This is a genomic window from Ruegeria sp. HKCCD6426 (genome assembly GCF_057221115.1).
On the sequence record NZ_JBWVBF010000003.1, the window covers coordinates 647,438 to 666,266 of the forward strand.

An 18,829-nucleotide genomic window follows, 5' to 3' on the forward strand; every position below is an offset into this window, starting at 1 on the left:
ATCAGGGAGGCGTGGAATGAAACTGTCGCATCGCATCACACATTTGACCGAAGGCGGATCCGATGGCTGGGACGTGTTTTATCGGGCGCGCCGGATGATCGCGGAAGGGCATGCCATTACCGAGTTGACCATCGGCGAACATGACATCGGCACAAGCCCCGAAATCCTGGCCGAGATGGACGCCTCTGCCCAAAGTGGCCACACCGGTTATGCCATGGTGCCCGGTACCGATCTGCTGCGCGACACTGTGGCCGCGCGCGTTCAGGTGCGTACTGGTGTGAAAACCACGCGCCATAATGTTCTGATCACACCGGGTGGTCAGGCCGCTTTGTTCGCCGCCCACGTCGCCGTTTGCAATCCCGGCGATACGGGGTTGTACCTTGATCCTTACTACGCCACCTACCCCGGCACGATACGCGGTGCCGGAGCAATCGCCAAAGCCGTACAGACTAGCGCCGAAGATGCGTTCCAGCCCCGTGCCGAAAAGATCGACGAACATACAGACGGCGCCGTGTCCCTGCTGATCAATACGCCCAACAACCCCACGGGCGTTGTCTATTCACCTGAAACGCTGGGCGCGATTGCTGAGCTTTGCCAACGCCGTGATCTCTGGCTGATCTCGGACGAGGTTTATGACACTCAGGTCTGGGAAGGTTCACACATCTCGCCCCGCGCGTTGCCGGGGATGGCCGAGCGTACTCTGGTCGTCGGGTCGATGTCCAAATCCCATGCCATGACAGGGTCTCGATGCGGGTGGATCGTCGGTCCGGAAGAAGTGATCGAACACCTGATCAATCTGGCGACCCACACAACCTATGGCGTACCGGGATTCATTCAGGATGCCGCGAGTTTTGCACTCAGTGCGGGTCAGGGCCCCGAAGATGAAGTCGCCGCCCCGTTCCGACGCCGCCGCGAACTGGCTACACGGCTTCTGGCGCAGCAAAACACTGTTGGCCTGATCCCGGCACAGGGCGCGATGTATCTGATGCTGGACGTTCGCGCCACAGGGTTGAGCGGCGAAGGATTTGCCAACGCCTTACTGGATTCGCACTCGATTGCGGTCATGCCTGGTGAAAGTTTCGGCGTCGCCGCCGCCGGACACATTCGCGTTGCGATGACTGTTGATGATGAAAGATTCGCCGATTCGCTTAAGACTTTGTGTGATTTCGCCGGGCAATTGTCGCAGGACAGAGGTGCTGCTTAGTCATTCAATTGCAGGTGTTCGTTAAAACCGGAACGTCGTGCGCAGATTGATAACGTTAGTATCAAGACCACCATTGGACCGGGTCACATCGTCGAAGTTCTGGCGCAGTGCTTCGCCACTGATCACAAACCTGTCTCCGATCGGATACGCGATTCCTATTCCATAGACAGCTGCAGTGTCGCTGCTGCCTGATGTGTCCGCGCGCGCCGAACCGACAACCACGTATCCAAGGGCCGAGCCAAAATCATAGCCGCCCCGCAGTTTCACCCGGGACATGCTGTCCAAGCTCCCTTCGGACCGCCCAAGATCCAGGTTCAGGCTGTTGTACTCCAACTCGCCGCCCAAAACGAAATTTCCGAAATCGTAATCATAGCCGATAAGCGGGCCAAAGCTGAAATCGCTTCCGCCGCTTCCGCTTGGGCCGTCAACATCGGTGTAACCAAAACTGAAACCCACATAAGCACCCGTCCAATCCTCTGCCAGCGCTGGACCAGCGCTCAGCAGCAGTACTACAGACAGTGTCGCCTTTGTCAGTTTCACTCAGACCTCCGGAGGTACGCCGTCGGTTCGGCACGATTGCCTCAGTTGGATCAGGCCATGCCAGTTAATCAGCTAACCCAAAATTCCTCTTTAAATACTTAACAGCAGCTTAACAGATTTCCGCCCAAACGGAAAAAAAACATTTCCTCACAGAATCTTGCGTGACATTTTCGACATTCGGACGCCGCGAGAGCTCGTGCGCGTCAGATAAAGAAATCCGAACAATGGTCGCAAATAGAACAGATTTCGCCGACATTGGTTAGGAAAGTAGCACTGAGACGCGAAGGGTTCTGATGAAAAACGACTTCTGGAAGATATCCCTAGTGAGCCGCACCATCGGTGCGGACCGGGGACGTGCCGCAAGGGGGCGGCCGTTGGCGGGTTGACCCTGCCAATACCTACTTCCTGTCTAGTAACCGGACCCAAAATATGAACGATCAATCCCGAAACTCCTCGCGCAGTGGCGGTCGCTCTGCCCGACGTGCAGCCCGCTCAAGCGCCCTGCCGGATCATCTGCGTCCTATCCGCCCCGGCATGGAGGGCGGCACCTACAAGCCACTCAGCCAACAGGATATGGAGCGTATTCACAACGCTGCCCTGACCGCTTTGGAAACCATCGGCCTGGCCGACGCACCGCAAAGCGGCATCGACTACCTTGTAGGTGCGGGCTGTATTCTGGGCGACGACGGTCGCATCCGCTTTCCCCGCGCATTGGTCGAGGACATGTTGGCCAAGGCAAATCGCTCGGTCACTTTGCACAGCCGTGACGGCAAGACCGACCTGGAACTAACCGGAAACCGCGTACACTACGGGACCGCTGGTGCTGCCGTTCACATGGTCGATGTCCACGGGCGGGAATACCGCGATTCGACGGTTCAGGACCTGTATGATGCGTCCCGCATATGTGACAGCCTGGACAACATCCACTTTGTCCAGCGCCCGATGGTGTGCCGAGATATCCTGGATAATCAGGAGATGGACCTGAACACGATCTACGCGTGCTGCTCGGGTACATTCAAGCACATCGGAACCTCCTTTACCGATCCCAGCTATGTCGCTCCGGCCATGGAAATGTTGCATATGATCGCCGGTGGAGAAGACAAGTGGCGCGAACGGCCGTTTGTATCCAACTCTAATTGCTTTGTGGTTCCACCGATGAAATTCGCAACCGAAAGTTGCGAGGTGATGGAGGCGTGTATCAAAGCCGGCATGCCGGTTCTGCTGCTGTCTGCCGGCATGGCGGGCGCCACCGCGCCGTCGACTATCGCGGGTGCCATCACTCAGGCCACTGCGGAATGTCTGGCGGGCCTGGTCTACGTGAACGCCGTCAAACCGGGCGCCCCGGCCATCGTTGGGACCTGGCCGTTCGGCCTTGATCTGCGTACCGGCGCGATGTCGGTCGGTTCCGGTGAGCAAGCTTTGTTGAGCGCAGGTTGCGCACAAATGCACAAGTTCTATGGCTTGCCCGGTGGCGCGGCGGCTGGAGCGTCGGATTCGAAACTACCTGATATGCAAGCCGGGTGGGAGCAGATGTGCTCTAACGTCATGGCGGGCCTGTCTGGGCTGAACATGGTTTATGAGGCCGCTGGCATGCACTCATCCCTACTGGGGTTCTGCCTCGAAAGCCTGATTCTCAGCGATGATCTGATCGGTCAGGCCCTGCGCTGTGTGCGTGGGATCGAAGTAACAGATGACACTCTGGCCCTGGACCAGATTGCCGAGGTTTGTCTGGGTGGGCCGGGTCACTACTTGGGCACAGATGCCACGCTCAGCCGGATGCAGGTAGACTATGTCTACCCAAGTCTGGGTGACCGGACTTCACCCAAAGAGTGGGCCGAACTGGGTAAACCAGATCTGATCGAAAAGGCGATTGCACGTAAAGAAGCGATCCTTGCAACTCCGTCGCAGGCTCGTTTCGACCCCCTGTTGGACGCCGAACTGCGAAGCAGATTCAACATTCACTTACCCGCATAACCTTTTGAAAAAGCAGCGGCCCGAACTGATTCGGGCCGCCGTCGCGATGAGAGATCAGCCGTTGCTTGGGGGCAGCAATCCGGCCTCTTGCGCCACCGCGATCTCGTCAGCGTCCAGCGCGCCGTCACCATTTGCATCCATGGTCGAGAAGACGTCAGCGTCAACTTCCGGCACTACAGCCTGAACTTCTTCGATGGTCAGAACGCCATCGCCGTTGGCGTCGGCAGTAGATTGCGCCACAGCCAGCGCTGGCAGTCCAAATACAAATGCTGAAATGACAGCCATATTTTGTGGTTTCATAACGGTGCCTCCTAAGTGAGTTTTTTGTGTCTTGGTGTCCGGACAGGCATCACAAACACCCAGTCCCACCCCCTCGTCACCCGCATTGCGGGATCTCAGTGTTTTCGCGCCAATCTCCGCGTGTTTCACCGAGTCGCATCCGCAATCCGCCGCTGGACAAAACGGCCAATCAGCGTTTCGGCGGTTCTTGCCCGACGGATTTGGGATGATCCGGCAACCCTGCGCTCAAATCGGCGACTCAGGTGCCCAAAAAAGAAAGGGGGCCGAAGCCCCCTGTTAGTTTCGCCTTCCAGGCTCATATCGTTGACCGCCCGGTGTTTTTTTGCCTGCGGCCTGGACTGCGCATGGGACGAGCGCACCCGCCCCGTGAGAGAGTGGGAAAGAGCAATATTCCGCCCCACCCTGTTCCCGGTCGACACGGGCATGTCGACCGAGTGGAACAAGGCGCCTTGTGGTAAGTCTCAGGCCTTGCTCCGTATTCGTCGGGGCCGGTCACTGTGGCAGCTTCCGACCCCTGCGCCCCGGGATGCCGGGGCGTTTTCTTTAACTACAACCCGACGTGGAACCGCAGGTGTTGCATTTCATGCAGGTACCGTTGCGCACCAGCGTGTAGTTCCCACATTCGCCGCACGGGTCGCCCTCGTATCCCTGCATTTTGGCTTTGGTGCGGGCGTCCATGCTGGTCACCACTGCTGCTTCCGCCGGCGCCTCGAACTGCGCGGCAGTTTCAGCCAAGCCGCTCACGTCAGCCTGCCCGCCGTTGAAGACCATCAGGTCTTGCGGCAGACGTTTCCGCAGGTATCCAGTCGAGCTGATTTGCTTCAACACTTCCAACGACTTGGTTGCCGCACTGTCACTGATTTCCGAGACATTGGACAGGCCATCCTCTTCGCCCCGGCCCAGATCGTCGAAGGTTGCGCCTTCGGGTTTCACATGGGCCAGATCGGTGCGGTCCAGATAGGACACGGCCAGCTCGCGGAAGATGTAATCCAGGATCGACGTCGCGTTCTTGATCGAGTCGTTGCCCTGTACCATCCCCGCCGGTTCAAACTTGGTGAAGGTGAAGGCGTCGACAAACTCCTCCAGCGGCACACCATATTGCAGACCAACCGACACCGCGATGGCAAAGTTATTCATCATCGCCCGGAAGCCAGCGCCTTCCTTGTGCATGTCGATGAAGATCTCGCCCAGCTTGCCATCTTCAAACTCGCCGGTGCGCAGATAGACCTTGTGGCCGCCCACGATTGCCTTTTGGGTATAACCCTTGCGGCGATGCGGCAGTTTCTCGCGATGGCTGCGGATGATCTCCTTGACCACAACCTTCTCGATCACCTTCTCGGCCAGAACGACGGCTTTTTCCTGCGCCGAACCACTTTCCAGTGTCTCAGCGGCCTCGTCGTCATCCTCAACCAGAGCAGCCGCAAGCGGTTGCGAGAGTTTCGAGCCGTCACGGTACAGCGCGTTGGCCTTGACGCCAAGCGACCAGCTAAGCTCATAGGCCTTCTGGCAGTCCTCGATGGTCGCGTCATTCGGCATGTTGATTGTTTTCGAGATCGCGCCCGAGATGAAGCTCTGCGCCGCTGCCATCATGGTGATGTGGCTATCAACCCCAAGGAAACGCTTGCCTTTCTTGCCGCACGGGTTGGCGCAGTCGAAGATCGAATAATGCTCTTCCTTCAGGTGCGGCGCACCTTCCAGCGTCATGGTTCCGCAGACGTGATCGTTTGCCGCGTCGATATCCGCCTTGGTAAAGCCCAGATGGCGCAGCAGGTCGAAAGTCGGGTCGTTCAGCTTGGTCGCCGGGATGCCCAGTACGCCGGTGCAGAAATCTTCGCCCAGTGTCCACTGGTTGAAGACGAACCGGATATCAAAGGCGCTTTCCAGCGCGGCGTCCACTTTAGCCAGTTCATTCGGGCCAAAACCGTGACCGGTCAGAGAAGTGTGGTTGATCCCCGGCGCGTTGCCAATGGTGCCGTGACCAACAGCGTAACCTACGATCTCTTCAATCTGAGACGAGGAGTAGCCCAGTTTCTCAAGTGCCGAGGGCACCGAGCGGTTGATGATTTTAAAGTAACCGCCGCCGGCCAGCTTCTTGAACTTCACCAGAGCAAAGTCCGGCTCAATCCCGGTGGTGTCGCAATCCATCACCAGACCGATGGTGCCGGTCGGCGCGATCACGGTGGCCTGCGCGTTGCGGAAACCGTTCTTCTCACCAAGGCTCAACGCCTCATCCCAAGCCGACATGGCCAGATCAACCAGACGTTTGTCCGGGCAGTTGTCGTGGTCCAGCGGCACAGGCTTCACGGCCAGTTTCTCGTACCCTTCGGTCACGCCCTGCGACGCGCGGCGGTGGTTGCGGATAACACGCAGCATGTGATCGGCGTTGCGCTCGTACCCTTTGAACGGACCAAGCTCTCCGGCGATCTCAGCCGAGGTGGCGTAGGCAACGCCTGTCATGATTGCGGTCAGCGATCCGCAAATGGCACGCCCTTCATCCGAGTCATAGCTGTAACCCATGTTCATCAGCAAACCGCCGATATTGGCGTAACCCAGACCCAGCGTGCGGAAGTCATAGGACAATTGCGCGATTTCCTTCGACGGGAACTGCGCCATCGTCACCGAGATTTCCAGCGTCAGCGTCCACAGGCGCGAGGCGTGCATGTAGTCGGCCGCTTGGAACTCACCATCCTTAAGGAACGTCAGCAGGTTCATTGACGCCAGGTTACAGGCCGTATCGTCCAGGAACATGTACTCCGAGCACGGGTTCGAGCCACGAATCTCACCGTCTTCGGGGCATGTATGCCACTCGTTGACCGTGTTGTGGAACTGGATGCCCGGATCGGCGCAGGCCCAAGCCGCATGGCCGACTTTCTCCCATAGATCGCGCGCCTTGACGGTGCGGGCGACCTTGCCATCGGTCCGGTTGATCAGTTCCCAATCTGCGTCCTTCTCGACGGCGGTCAGGAACGCATTCGTCACGCGGATCGAGTTGTTCGAGTTCTGGCCCGAGACCGAGCTATAGGCTTCCGAATCCCAATCCGTGTCGTAGGTCGGGAACTCGATACTGTCGTGGCCCTGCTTGGCGTAATCCAGCACGCGCTTGATGTAAGTCTCGGGGATCGCGACCTTTTTCGCCTCACGAACCGCTTTCTTCAGGCTGTCATTCTTGTTGGGATCATACGCATCGTCCTGCGCGCCGTCCCACGAGCGGATGGCCTCGAAAATGCCGTTCAGCATCTTCTCGTGCATCTTCGATCCGGCAACGATCGAGGCCACCTTCTGCTCTTCGATCACCTTCCATTCGATGAATTTCTCGATGTCAGGGTGATCAGCATCGACGATTACCATCTTTGCTGCTCGACGGGTTGTGCCGCCTGATTTGATCGCGCCAGCGGCGCGGTCGCCGATCTTGAGAAAGCCCATAAGGCCCGAGGACTTGCCGCCACCCGACAACGCTTCACCTTCTGCACGCAGATGGCTGAAGTTGGTCCCGGTACCCGAGCCGTATTTGAACAGGCGCGCCTCGCGCACCCAAAGATCCATGATGCCGCCTTCGTTCACCAGATCATCATCCACGGACTGGATGAAGCACGCATGCGGCTGCGGATGTTCGTAAGCGGACTTCGATTTGGTCAGCTTGCCAGTTTTGTAGTCGACATAGTGGTGACCCTGCGCCGGGCCATCGATTCCATATGCCCAATGCAGGCCGGTGTTGAACCATTGCGGGCTGTTCGGTGCGGCACGCTGTGTCGCCAGCATATAGCGCATCTCGTCGAAATAGGCGCGCGCGTCTTCCTCGGTCGAGAAATAGCCGCCCTTCCAGCCCCAATAGGCCCAGGCGCCCGCCAGACGGTCGAACACCTGCTTGGACGAGATTTCACCATCGAATTCAGCATCATCGGCCGGGACCGAGCGCCAGAGAAATTCGGGGACATCCTTTTCCTTGACCTTTTTCAGGCGGCTGGGCACGCCCGCCTTGCGGAAATATTTCTGCGCGATGACATCGCTTGCCACCTGGCTCCAGCTGGAGGGGACTTCGATTCCATCAAGACGGAACACGATGGTGCCATCAGGGTTGCGGATTTCCGAGGTTGCCGACACAAAATCCAGATCTGCGTATGCATCCTGCCCCGGTTTGGTGAACTTTCTTTCAATCTTCATTTCCGCAGCCCCAATTCAGCCCAATGTTCGCTTCCCGGCACCTAAACTTGTCCTGCGGGGTACCGCCCGCTTTGCCGTCTAATTCTGGACACAAAGGGACGGTGCGCCGTACAAAACAGCGCAGACCCGATTCAACGGTTGCACGTCGCAATTAAGTGCTTTCCGACCCTTGTCCGTTGCCCGCTCTGGCTATTCCTACCAGATTTAGTGGCAATCCTTTCGGCCCATACAATTTGGCGTATCTACCCATAGATCGTCAACGGCCTTTTTCCGCCATTTTGAAATCTTTTTTGTTGACGTAATCCAGAAAACGGGCGGCATGTCGCCAAATTGCGATTCCTCCACAAGACTATTCACAGCTGCACCAGATAGACGCCCAAATTCTTCAAATAAAATTCCTGTTTCGAACACAACAGTTACCGGCAGTAGATCATCCGCAACACAATTAACAATGCTGTCAGAGAATCATCTTCGGAAAATCCGAACGCGTGCAATACTCCAAAAGACCAAACGGATTTGAATGGGGACTGAATTGATCATGCATCTTCTGCGTCTGCTTCCGATCCTGATCCTTTCAGTGTCCTGCACACCACAAGAATTACCCCTGCCGTCTCGCAGCGCACAGTTCCCCGACTATCCAAAAAAACTGTTCGCATCCTTTGAAACAGACTGCGCTGGTCCTGGTGAGGACTATGTGAAAACCGGGCAAAGCAGTTTCGAGTGTCGCGAATTACTCTCGCCTGACGCCACCGCGTTTTTGATTCTCAATTACGATGGCTATCCGCAGAAACTACCGCAGATCGTGACACGCCTGAGCTCGACCAAAAACGGTCAGGGTTATCGTGTGGATGCGGATCTATTCTTTCTCGTACCGCAAAAGAACGGCTCAACCATTAAAATCCCGGTGCAAAGTGATGCGCTGGACCGCGATTTGACGGACATCTACGCCGGTTATGGCGGAACGCCAATTTCTTGAAGGAAGTGGTCGGGGCGGCAGGATTCGAACCTACGACCCCCTGTACCCAAAACAGGTGCGCTACCAGACTGCGCCACGCCCCGGACCGTGCGCCTTCCTAACGGCGGTGATCTGATTTGAAAACCCCTAACATGGCCAAATTGCGGGGCCTTGCGAAAAAACTTTGTGACGCATCTGCGTTCCGGGGCGAATACCGTATCGCGCCGAAAGGCCCGCGTTGATTTCAAGCACAGCGTAAACCGAATCTCCGCCCTCGATGGGCGTCAGATCACCGGGAATCGCACCCTGATGAACACGTGTCACTATTCCAGCACGGTCGACAAAGATCATGTCCAAAGGGATCAGAGTGTTCTTCATCCAGAACGCCACCGGTTGCGGCGGGTCGAATACAAACAACATCCCGGCGCGCGCTGGAAGGTTTTCCCGGAACATCAACCCTCGCGATCTTTCTTGCGGGGTCCGGGCCAGTTCGATGTCAAAGCGAACCTGTGCCTGATTGTTTTTCAGGTCGACGCGATCAGGTCTGCACTCTGCCCTGGCGGCTCCACTCAGTGTCAAAGTGAGAATCACCAGAAGCGAGGAAAATTTCATCACAAAGCTTTCACCCGTTCAGGGCTGATTCCCATGCCAGCACCTGCGCCGCCATGCGACCGCGTTTGCCGTCGATCACGCGCATCGCCAGCGCCTCGCCTGGTTGCAGGTCCGCAAGTCCGGAACGGCGCAAAACTTCGATATGCAGGAACACGTCCTCGCTGCTGCCGAACACATTGGCAAAGCCAAAGCCCTTGCCCTTGTCGAACCATTTAACCCGCGCAGCTTCCAATGGCGCTGCTGCAATAACGGTCGGATCCAGCTCGGCGAAATCCGCCAGCATCATCGACTCAGCCCGAGCCGGAGGATCGACACTGACCACTTCGACCGCCTGCACACCTCGGTCAGTCCGATGCGTCATGATCTCGATACCCGCGCCATCCGCGACCGAACTCTGGCCGAAATTGCGCAGTACATTGACATGCAACAGAATATCCGGACCGCCTTCTTCGGACACAACAAATCCGTACCCCTTGGCGGGATCGAACCATTTCACGTGTCCACGGACGCGATACATGCTGTTCAGATCTTCTGGCACTGTTTTCCCATCACGAAAGCATTGAGGTCGTTGAGGGTTCGGTTTCTATGAGATTGCCACACAAATTCAAGCCGAAAAAGTCCTTCATTTATGGGCCGTTGCATTTCACGATACGCGAGAGTCATGGATTCAGCCTTTGTATATGCCATTCAGAGCTCTCAGGATTCCAACGCCACTGGAACCTGTCATGTAACCGAAAAGCCCCGTCTGCCCAGAATTCGATCTCAGTCGGAATTAACCGGTACCCACCCCAAAACTTAGGGCGCGGAGGGTTGGGACCCAGCTTTGCCGTCAACTTGGCCACTTCGGCCATCAGCGCGGTGCGACTGTCCAGCGGTTGAGACTGACGCGATGCCCAAGCCCCTAACCGACTTTTGAGCGAGCGGGAGGCGTAATACTCATCCGCCTGCGGGCCTTCTTCTCTGCTGATTGTACCACGAACCCGGATTTGGCGCCGCAATGATTTCCAGTGCATTACAAAAGCCGCTTTGCCAGCACCGTCCAGTTCCACAGCCTTGGCGCTGTGATAGTTCGTGTAAAAGACAAAAGCGTCAGGCTCGATGTCTTTCAACAAAACCATGCGTACGTTAGGTAAACCACCCTCGTCCACGGTTGCCAGCGCAATCGCGTTCGGGTCGTTGGGTTCCGTTTTTTCAGCTTCACTCAACCACCGCCGCGCTATTTCCAACGGATCGGTGCCGGCAAAGATGCCACTGCGCTCGTTCATTTCCATCCCCTGGAAACAGTTGATCCCGACCCTAAGGCGAGAACCCGCTGCGAGCAAGAGCACATGGCCTTGATGCATGGCAATCAATGGCATAAACCAACCAAACACAACGCGACGACAGGCGGAGAACCAAACATGTCAAATCAGTTGATGGCCGGCAAACGCGGCCTCATCATGGGACTGGCCAATGACAAATCCATCGCATGGGGAATCGCCCGCGCCTTGTCCGACGCCGGGGCCGAGCTTGCATTTTCCTATCAGGGTGATGCTCTGAAGAAACGCGTCGACCCTCTGGCGGCTCAGCTGGGCAGTGAGATCGTCTTGCCTTGTGACGTCAGCGACGAGGACTCGATTGACGGTCTGTTTGCTTCGCTCGAAAAGCAATGGGGCAAACTGGATTTTGTCGTCCACGCCATCGGCTTTTCCGACAAGAACGAGCTGCGCGGTCGCTACGTTGACACCAGCCGCGCCAATTTCAATCTGACAATGGATGTCTCGGTCTATTCCTTCACGGCTGTAATGCAGCGCGCCGAAAAGATGATGACCGAAGGTGGAAGCGCAATTACGCTAACCTACTACGGCGCCGAACAGGTGATGCCACACTATAATGTGATGGGCGTTGCCAAAGCTGCGCTGGAAGCTTCTGTTAAGTATCTGGCCGAAGATCTTGGCAAGGATGGGATTCGCGTCAATGCGATCTCAGCCGGTCCGATCAAGACACTGGCGGCCAGCGGCATTGGCGATTTCCGTTATATCATGAAGTGGAACGAGTATAACTCGCCCTTGCGCCGCAATGTGACGATCGACGATGTCGGCAATTCAGCCCTTTATCTGTTATCTGACTTGTCCAGCGGCGTAACCGGGGAAAACCTGCATGTGGATTCCGGTTATCATATCGTCGGCATGAAAGCCGTCGACGCGCCAGACGTTGAAAAGGGTTAAGACCATGAGCGCCAAGGACCAACTGCCGCACGAAAAGGGCTTCCACATCAGCTGGGATCAGATTCATCGCGACTCGCGCGCGCTGGCTTGGCGACTGGATGGGCAAGGTCCCGATGATGGCGCTTGGCGCGCCGTCGTCGCAATCACTCGCGGTGGCATGGCCCCGGCGATGATCGTCAGCCGCGAGCTGGATATCCGCACTGTCGACACGGTTAGCGTAAGGTCCTACCACCATCAGGAACAGGGCGAAGCTCAGGTGCTGAAGGCGCCGAACCCCGACCTGATGGGAAATGGCGAGGGCATCCTGATCATCGACGACCTGGTGGATAGCGGCAAAACCCTTGAACTGGTGCGCGAAATGTATCCCAAAGCCCATTTTGCGACGGTCTATGCCAAGCCAAAAGGTCGGCCGATGGTTGACACCTTTATTACCGAGGTCAGCCAGGACACGTGGATCTTCTTCCCGTGGGACATGGCCCTGCAATATGTCCAACCTTACCGGGGCACCGACTAAGTTCCCCGGTTTCTTCCGTTCAATAACCCTCGGATGCGCGAGGCCGAGCCTCGCCAAGGAATCGGCACGCCATGACCCAGACTCGTACCAAAGCCACCTTCCCTCCTCCTGTAATGGAGGCGCGTCGATGGCTTGAAGGGGTCACATTCCCCGCCGAACGCCCTCTGATTAACGTCAGTCAGGCGGCCCCGGTCGATCCTCCGCCACTGGCACTTCGGCAGGCGATGGCCGAATTCGCAGTCTCTGAGGACAGCGCACACCTCTATGGTCCGGTTTTGGGAAATGATGATTTGCGCGCGGAGCTTGCTGCGCAAATTGGCGATCATTATGCAACCAGGATTGCAGAAGATCAGGTGGCAATAACGTCCGGTTGCAATCAGGCATTCTCGGCAGTGATTTCGGCAATCACCGATCAGGGGGATGAGGTCATCCTTCCAACACCTTGGTATTTCAACCATAAAATGTGGCTGGATATGGCTGGTGTCACTGCCGTTGATTTGCCAACCGGTGATGATCTACTACCTAATCCGGCCAAGGCCCGTGCCCTGATCACGGACAAAACCCGCGCAATAGCACTGGTGACGCCCAACAATCCCGGTGGTGTCGAATACCCCTCCGAAATTGTGCGCGCCTTCTACGATCTGGCGCAGGAGGCTGGGATTCGCCTTTTGGTCGATGAAACCTATCGCGATTTTGACAGCCGAAGCGGCCCACCGCACGACCTGTTTCAGCAACCGGGATGGCAGGACACACTTGTTCACTTGTACTCGTTCTCGAAAGCGTACCGGCTAACCGGTCACCGGGTTGGTGCGGTCGCCAGCAGCACCGCCTTGCTGGCGGAAATGGAGAAATTTCTGGATACGGTTGCGATCTGCCCTGGTCAGATCGGTCAGTTCGCCGCCCTTTGGGGAATGCAGAACCTGTCTCAATGGGTGGCGGGAGAGCGTGACGAAATCCTCGACCGCCGTGACGCAATAACCGAAGGGATGCCGCGCCTGACGGCCAAGGGTTGGCGATTGCTTGGATTGGGTGCGTATTTCGCCTACCTCGAACACCCATTCGACATGGCCTCGGACGAATTGGCTCATCGGTTAGTATCCAAAGCAGGGATTCTTCTTCTGCCGGGAACAATGTTCATGCCCGATCACGACCCGGCGGGAAAACGACAGGTGCGTGTGGCATTCGCCAATCTCGACCGGGCTGGAATCGAACAGTTGTTCGACCGTTTGCAGGCTGTAACCTTCTGAGCTTGCCCCTCGGCGGTGCGCGTCGTATTCAGGGCCGCAACCGACGGGGCAGTTCCTGCCACAACAAAACCAAGAGGGCACTATGGCCACAGGCGTGAAAAACCTATCAAAGACCTTTGTCTGGATACTCATGGGCCTTTTGATGCTGGGCCTGGCCGGGTTCGGCGCGACCAGTCTGACCGGCACAGTACGCACGGTAGCACAAGTCGGGGATGAGAACGTTTCGGTCGATGCCTATGTTCGTGAGCTGCAGCGCGAAATCCGCGCGGTAGAAGCGCAAACCGGACAGCCGATGCAGATGTCTCAGGCTCAAGAGCTTGGGCTGGACCAACTGGCCCTGTCGCGCCTGATTGCGCTTGCTGCGCTGGACAATGAGGTCGGTCAGTTGGGGGTGTCCATCGGTGACGAAAACCTTCAACAGGAGATCGTCCAGATTCCCGCCTTTCAGGGTGTAAATGGTGAGTTTGATCGTGAAGCTTATCGCTTCCAGCTTGAACAGGTCGGTATGACAGATGCGCAGTTCGAGTCAGACCTGCGTAAGGAATCCGCCCGCACAATCGTGCAAGGCGCTGTGATGAGCGGCGTTGAAATGCCCCGTACATTGACCGACGCCCTGTCAAATTACGTTTTGGCAAGGCGCAGCTTTACAGTCGCCACCTTATCCTCGGATGCTCTGGAGACACCGATTTCTGAACCCACGGATGCGCAGGTGCAGTCCTATTATGACGAAAACACTGACCAGTTCACCCTGCCCCGCACAAAGCAGCTGACATATACGGTCCTGTCGCCCGAAATGCTGCTGGACACGGTCGAGATCGAAGAGGACGCTCTGCGCCGTCTTTATGATCAACGCGCAGGACAGTACCAACAGCCCGAGCGCCGTTTAGTCGAACGGCTGGTATTCTCCGACGAAGCTTCGGCGACCGAAGCGCTGGCTCAACTGGAAGTCGGAGGTGCCGACTTCGAACAGCTGGTCCGCGATCGCGAGCTCGAGTTGAGCGATGTGGATCTCGGCGACGTCACTCGTGACGATCTGGGTGATGCTGCAGACGATGTTTTTGCAGCGGAAATCGACGACGTGGTTGGGCCGTTACCCTCTGTTTTTGGTCCCGCCTTGTTCCGCATCAACGGTTCACTGGCCGCAAATAACGTGAGCTTCGAAGACGCCGAAGCCGAGCTGCGTGAAGAACTGTCCGCCGAACGTGCGCGGCGCCTGATCGAGGCGCAGGCAGAAGACATCAACGACATGTTGGCAGGTGGCGCCACGCTGGAGGAGCTTGCGACCGAGACCGAGATGGAGTTGGGTACGATCGACTGGACCCGGCAGAGCGAAGACGGAATTGCTGCTTATGAAGGATTCCGCTCTGCGGCTCAGGACGTCCGAGACGGTGATTTTCCCGAAGTCGCGTTCCTCGAAGATGGCTCGATCTTTGCGCTGCGTTTGAATGATACACTCCCGCCCCGTCCTGAACCGCTGGAATCGGCGCGCCCGCGCGTTGCAGAAGCCTGGGTGCAGGCCGAAACTGCAAAAGCGTTGCAGGATCAGGCCAATAGCGTTTTGACACAGTTGGCAACCGACGGTGATTTCACTGCAACGGGCCTGCCGTTCCGAGTGGAAAATGCGCTGACCCGGACTGCGTTTCTGAACGATGTTCCCGCCAATTTCATGAGTCAGGTTTTCGAAATGGAACCGGGAGAACTGCGCGTCATTCCCGGCATGGGCACTGCAATGATCGTGCGTCTGGATGAAGAACTGCCGCCAGCCGAAACAGATGAACAACGTCGCATGCAGGACGCATTGGCTGCTCAGTTGAATCAGGCGCTGGCTCAAAACATCTTCGACATCTACGTGCGCGACGCTCAGACCCGTGCCCGCCCTGTGCTGGATCAGCAGGCACTGAACGCCGTACAGGCCAGCTACTAAACGAGACCGAACATGGCGCTGACACCCGAGTACGACGCATTCGCACGCGCTTATGAAGCCGGTGAAAATCAGGTCGTTTATACCCGATTGGCTGCTGATCTGGATACGCCGGTGTCCCTGATGCTCAAGCTGACTGGTACGCAGAAAGACGCATTCATGCTCGAGTCCGTGACCGGTGGCGAGGTTCGCGGGCGCTATTCGATCATCGGCATGAAACCGGATTTGGTCTGGCGGTGTCATGGTGAAACCTCATCGTTGAACCGTTCGGCACGGTTCGATGCGGATGCGTTCACTCCGCAGGACGGCAATCCAATGGATAACCTTCGTGCGCTGCTGGCCGAAAGCCGGATCGCACTTCCTGATGACCTGCCCCAGGCAGCGGCTGGCCTGTTTGGCTATCTGGGTTATGACATGGTCCGACTGGTGGAACACCTGCCGGACGTGAACCCTGATCCTCTGGGCCTGCCGGACGCCATCATGCTGCGCCCCTCGGTCATTGCTGTTTTGGATGGGGTAAAGGGCGAGGTCACCGTGGTGTCTCCGGCATGGGTCAGCGACGGTCAGTCGGCCAAGGCTGCCTATGCGCAGGCTGCCGAACGTGTGATGGACGCCGTCCGAGATCTGGAACGGGCCATGCCCGCCGAGACCCGTGATCTGGGAGAGGCTGGAGAGGTCGCACCACCTGTGTCGAACTTTACCAAATCCGGCTATATGGAGGCGGTAGAGAAGGCCAAGGAATACATCCGCGCAGGTGACATCTTTCAGGTCGTTCCCGCGCAGCGCTGGACGCAAGATTTCCCGCTTCCTCCCTTTGCGCTGTACCGTTCCTTGCGCCGTACGAACCCTTCGCCATTCATGTTCTACTTCAATTTCGGCGGTTTTCAGGTTGTAGGCGCCAGCCCGGAAATTCTGGTGCGTGTTTTCGGCAGTGAAGTGACCATCCGGCCCATTGCCGGAACCCGCCCACGCGGCGCCACACCCGAAGAGGACAAGGCCAACGAAATCGATCTGCTGGCCGATAAAAAAGAACTGGCCGAGCACCTGATGCTGCTGGATCTGGGTCGCAATGATACGGGTCGGGTCTCGAAGATCGGCACGGTACGTCCGACCGAAGAATTCATAATCGAACGCTACAGCCACGTGATGCACATCGTTTCGAACGTCGTTGGTGAGCTGGCTGAAGATAAAGACGCTTTGGACGCCTTCTTTGCGGGGATGCCCGCCGGGACGGTCTCTGGCGCGCCCAAAGTGCGAGCGATGGAAATCATCGACGAGTTGGAACCTGAAAAACGCGGCGTCTATGGCGGCGGTGTTGGTTATTTCAGCGCGGGCGGCGACATGGATATGTGCATCGCTCTGCGCACCGCCATCGTCAAAGACCACAAGCTTTATATTCAGGCCGGGGGTGGCGTTGTATATGACAGCGATCCCGAAGCCGAATTTATGGAGACCGTTCACAAATCGAACGCAATCCGACGCGCGGCTGCGGATGCTGCTCGATTTACCGGCAACGGCAACAGTTAAAGAAAAGGATGGCAGCTTGGCTACCATCCTTATTAATCAGGTTTTAAAGAGACTTACCGGATCTCGTTCATCATTACGGCCGAGATGGGTGCCATGGCCACCCGGCTTCCACGATCCTCAAGCCCCCAAAGCAACAAGGCCGAGATCGTCTCGGGACGCAAACGCCCCAGCATGACAACCGCGCCCTCCTGACCAGCGCGAAATGCAGCCTGATCCAGAAAGCGGCGCATTACTTGGGGGTCTTGTCGCGCGCCGTCGAAATCCCGAAACACAACACTCGACGGGATTCCGTTGCGCGCAGCCAGCTTCTGCACGGTGTTCAGCCCCTTGCCTTGCGTGACCAGACCACGACCAGTACCGCCGGCAATCGCGGCCACCTGATCGGCAAGTTTGCGGTTTCCCTGAATTCCGGTACCAACGCCTTCGAGAATCCCTACAGTCTCGGGCAAAGCGTCCAGCCATACCGATAAAGATACCTCGGCATCCTGCGCACTGGCTGCCGTGGGCAGATCAGCAACGGCCAGAACTTCGAACCCGGCCTGACGGTGTCGGGCCATCTTTTCCGCGGCGTCGGGATCTGACGGTTTCACAGCGAAGCTCAGCGGATACGGAAAGTCTTTCAACGCCTCCGCACCATAAGCGCCTTCATCGTCTATCAGAATGATCGACATTAGCGGCTTGGCTTCTGGATTCTCAAAACTGGCTGCATAATCTTCGATCGGATTTCCCGTCCCGACCGCAGCTTCTACAACGTCCTCGACCGTTGGCTCATCTCGTTCGGTCAGCGGAACTATGCGCGTTCCAACTGCCTGAGCCGAGGTCGATGGCTGTTCGCCACCAATCTGCGGCAATGACGCAATCCGCGGCAGTTTGCGCGGCCGTGTGTCCTCTTCCCCCTCAACGGCAATGGGACTGCCACCATCCTCGGGTTCTGGACGGGCTTCGGGCAATTCAATCTGAGGTTCCGGCAGTGGCTCCGGTTGCAGAGCAGCAACCTCCTGGTCGTCTTCTGTTTGAGACGTTTCACCAGGCTGTATCGCGACCTCAGTTTCCGGCTGCGGAGAAACAGGTTCAGCCAACTGAATTTCTGTTTCCGGTGTTGCCTCTTCCTCTGGCGCCGGTTGTGGCGCGGGTGGTAATTCTGCGACTGTATCCGGCTCTACATCCGGAAGAGGTGATGCTGGAACGGGCGCCACTTGCGCCACTTGCGACGGTGAATCGCCAGCAACGGCCACTGAAGGCGCGGTGGAGTCGTCCGGTGCTTCCAATTCCGAAGGGGCGGAGCCCGTCTGAGGCAGAGAATCGACCCGCGGTTCACTGCCAACCAAACCGACAACCGTATCAGACTGGCCTGTAGGGCTTTCGGGCGCGCGGGGCGGCAATTCAACCAGATCCGCATCATTCCCGGTTCCGTCCACGTTTGCCGTGCCTTCAAGCACCGGCACTGCTGCAACCTGAGGTGCCACAGTTGTAACGTCGGGTTTACGGGTCAGCGGCGTGGTCATGGACAAAGCCACACCAAGGAACAAAACAACGACCGCCCCGGCGATCAGCCCACCGAAAAATCCGCCCATTGATGTTTCGCCTCTCGCGTTGTTGTCTGCCTCACCTGCCCCGGGCGCCGTCTGATGCGGCACTCCCTTGCGCACGCGACAGGGGCGTATGTC

15 protein-coding genes and 1 tRNA gene are annotated in these 18,829 nt (G+C 57.4%); 8 read left to right on the plus strand and 8 right to left on the minus strand.

All coding sequences use genetic code 11. From position 1 onward, the window contains the following. Positions 1-16 precede the first annotated feature (16 nt). Complete coding sequence (locus AC2TDA_RS12035) at positions 17-1,204, plus strand: pyridoxal phosphate-dependent aminotransferase (RefSeq protein ID WP_480879400.1); 1,188 nt, start codon at positions 17-19, stop codon at positions 1,202-1,204. Positions 1,205-1,225: 21 nt separating this feature from the next. Here the strand turns inward: AC2TDA_RS12035 and AC2TDA_RS12040 are convergent, their stop codons facing one another. After that, complete coding sequence (locus AC2TDA_RS12040; protein WP_480879401.1) at positions 1,226-1,744, minus strand: outer membrane protein; 519 nt, start codon at positions 1,742-1,744, stop codon at positions 1,226-1,228. Between the two features lie 429 nt (positions 1,745-2,173). On the opposite strand from AC2TDA_RS12040, the gene AC2TDA_RS12045 reads away from it, so the two are divergent. Further along, positions 2,174-3,718, plus strand: coding sequence for a trimethylamine methyltransferase family protein (locus AC2TDA_RS12045; protein ID WP_480879402.1), 1,545 nt, complete (start codon positions 2,174-2,176; stop codon positions 3,716-3,718). A 54-nt stretch (positions 3,719-3,772) separates the two neighbouring features. On the opposite strand, the gene AC2TDA_RS12050 is transcribed toward AC2TDA_RS12045, so the two are convergent. Beyond that, positions 3,773-4,018: an EF-hand domain-containing protein gene (locus tag AC2TDA_RS12050; protein ID WP_480848030.1), complete on the minus strand. Its 246-nt coding sequence runs from the start codon at positions 4,016-4,018 to the stop codon at positions 3,773-3,775. Between the two features lie 543 nt (positions 4,019-4,561). After that, positions 4,562-8,179 (minus strand): vitamin B12-dependent ribonucleotide reductase, encoded by a 3,618-nt coding sequence (locus AC2TDA_RS12055; protein ID WP_480879403.1) that lies wholly within the window; start codon positions 8,177-8,179, stop codon positions 4,562-4,564. A 520-nt stretch (positions 8,180-8,699) separates the two neighbouring features. Between AC2TDA_RS12055 and AC2TDA_RS12060 the strand changes: the two genes are divergently transcribed. Beyond that, positions 8,700-9,155: a hypothetical protein gene (locus AC2TDA_RS12060; protein WP_480879404.1), complete on the plus strand. Its 456-nt coding sequence runs from the start codon at positions 8,700-8,702 to the stop codon at positions 9,153-9,155. 6 nt (positions 9,156-9,161) lie between these two features. Here the strand turns inward: AC2TDA_RS12060 and AC2TDA_RS12065 are convergent. From AC2TDA_RS12065 to pdxH, 4 genes are all read right to left on the minus strand, one after another. Next, positions 9,162-9,238 (minus strand) — tRNA-Pro (locus tag AC2TDA_RS12065). A gap of 43 nt (positions 9,239-9,281) precedes the next feature. Next, positions 9,282-9,746 (minus strand): DUF192 domain-containing protein, encoded by a 465-nt coding sequence (locus AC2TDA_RS12070; RefSeq protein WP_480848034.1) that lies wholly within the window; start codon positions 9,744-9,746, stop codon positions 9,282-9,284. Positions 9,747-9,756: 10 nt separating this feature from the next. Next, positions 9,757-10,284: a cold-shock protein gene (locus tag AC2TDA_RS12075; RefSeq protein WP_480848035.1), complete on the minus strand. Its 528-nt coding sequence runs from the start codon at positions 10,282-10,284 to the stop codon at positions 9,757-9,759. A gap of 121 nt (positions 10,285-10,405) precedes the next feature. Further along, positions 10,406-11,011 carry a pyridoxamine 5'-phosphate oxidase gene (gene pdxH, locus AC2TDA_RS12080; RefSeq protein WP_480879405.1) on the minus strand — a complete coding sequence of 202 codons (606 nt, stop codon included), beginning with the start codon at positions 11,009-11,011 and terminating at the stop codon, positions 10,406-10,408. A gap of 135 nt (positions 11,012-11,146) precedes the next feature. Here pdxH and fabI point away from each other — a divergent pair, with 135 nt between their 5' ends. The 5 genes from fabI to trpE all read left to right on the plus strand — a co-directional run bounded on the left by fabI (position 11,147) and on the right by trpE (position 17,162). Continuing rightward, positions 11,147-11,953 (plus strand): enoyl-ACP reductase FabI, encoded by an 807-nt coding sequence (gene fabI, locus AC2TDA_RS12085; protein ID WP_480848038.1) that lies wholly within the window; start codon positions 11,147-11,149, stop codon positions 11,951-11,953. Positions 11,954-11,957: 4 nt separating this feature from the next. Further along, positions 11,958-12,467: a xanthine phosphoribosyltransferase gene (gpt, locus tag AC2TDA_RS12090; RefSeq protein ID WP_480848040.1), complete on the plus strand. Its 510-nt coding sequence runs from the start codon at positions 11,958-11,960 to the stop codon at positions 12,465-12,467. Positions 12,468-12,538: 71 nt separating this feature from the next. Further along, positions 12,539-13,714 (plus strand): aminotransferase, encoded by a 1,176-nt coding sequence (locus AC2TDA_RS12095; protein ID WP_480879406.1) that lies wholly within the window; start codon positions 12,539-12,541, stop codon positions 13,712-13,714. Between the two features lie 82 nt (positions 13,715-13,796). Next, a complete protein-coding gene (locus AC2TDA_RS12100) occupies positions 13,797-15,638 on the plus strand; it encodes a SurA N-terminal domain-containing protein (protein WP_480879407.1) in 1,842 nt (613 codons plus the stop codon). Between the two features lie 12 nt (positions 15,639-15,650). Next, positions 15,651-17,162 carry an anthranilate synthase component I gene (gene trpE, locus AC2TDA_RS12105; protein WP_480879408.1) on the plus strand — a complete coding sequence of 504 codons (1,512 nt, stop codon included), beginning with the start codon at positions 15,651-15,653 and terminating at the stop codon, positions 17,160-17,162. 53 nt (positions 17,163-17,215) lie between these two features. On the opposite strand, the gene AC2TDA_RS12110 is transcribed toward trpE, so the two are convergent. Beyond that, entirely contained in the window at positions 17,216-18,736 is a 1,521-nt protein-coding gene (locus AC2TDA_RS12110; protein ID WP_480879409.1) for a divergent polysaccharide deacetylase family protein, read from the minus strand. Positions 18,737-18,829 lie beyond the last annotated feature (93 nt).

Bases quoted from the DNA above. Each gene is read 5' to 3' on its own strand.
- AC2TDA_RS12035 (WP_480879400.1), top strand. From the start codon at position 17: ATGAAACTGTCGCATCGCATCACACATTTGACCGAAGGCGGATCCGAT.
- AC2TDA_RS12045 (WP_480879402.1), top strand. From the start codon at position 2,174: ATGAACGATCAATCCCGAAACTCCTCGCGCAGTGGCGGTCGCTCTGCC.
- AC2TDA_RS12050 (WP_480848030.1), bottom strand. From the start codon at position 4,018: ATGAAACCACAAAATATGGCTGTCATTTCAGCATTTGTATTTGGACTG.
- AC2TDA_RS12055 (WP_480879403.1), bottom strand. From the start codon at position 8,179: ATGAAGATTGAAAGAAAGTTCACCAAACCGGGGCAGGATGCATACGCA.
- AC2TDA_RS12060 (WP_480879404.1), top strand. From the start codon at position 8,700: ATGGGGACTGAATTGATCATGCATCTTCTGCGTCTGCTTCCGATCCTG.
- AC2TDA_RS12070 (WP_480848034.1), bottom strand. From the start codon at position 9,746: ATGAAATTTTCCTCGCTTCTGGTGATTCTCACTTTGACACTGAGTGGA.
- pdxH (WP_480879405.1), bottom strand. From the start codon at position 11,011: ATGAACGAGCGCAGTGGCATCTTTGCCGGCACCGATCCGTTGGAAATA.
- fabI (WP_480848038.1), top strand. From the start codon at position 11,147: ATGTCAAATCAGTTGATGGCCGGCAAACGCGGCCTCATCATGGGACTG.
- gpt (WP_480848040.1), top strand. From the start codon at position 11,958: ATGAGCGCCAAGGACCAACTGCCGCACGAAAAGGGCTTCCACATCAGC.
- AC2TDA_RS12095 (WP_480879406.1), top strand. From the start codon at position 12,539: ATGACCCAGACTCGTACCAAAGCCACCTTCCCTCCTCCTGTAATGGAG.
- AC2TDA_RS12100 (WP_480879407.1), top strand. From the start codon at position 13,797: ATGGCCACAGGCGTGAAAAACCTATCAAAGACCTTTGTCTGGATACTC.
- trpE (WP_480879408.1), top strand. From the start codon at position 15,651: ATGGCGCTGACACCCGAGTACGACGCATTCGCACGCGCTTATGAAGCC.
- AC2TDA_RS12110 (WP_480879409.1), bottom strand. From the start codon at position 18,736: ATGGGCGGATTTTTCGGTGGGCTGATCGCCGGGGCGGTCGTTGTTTTG.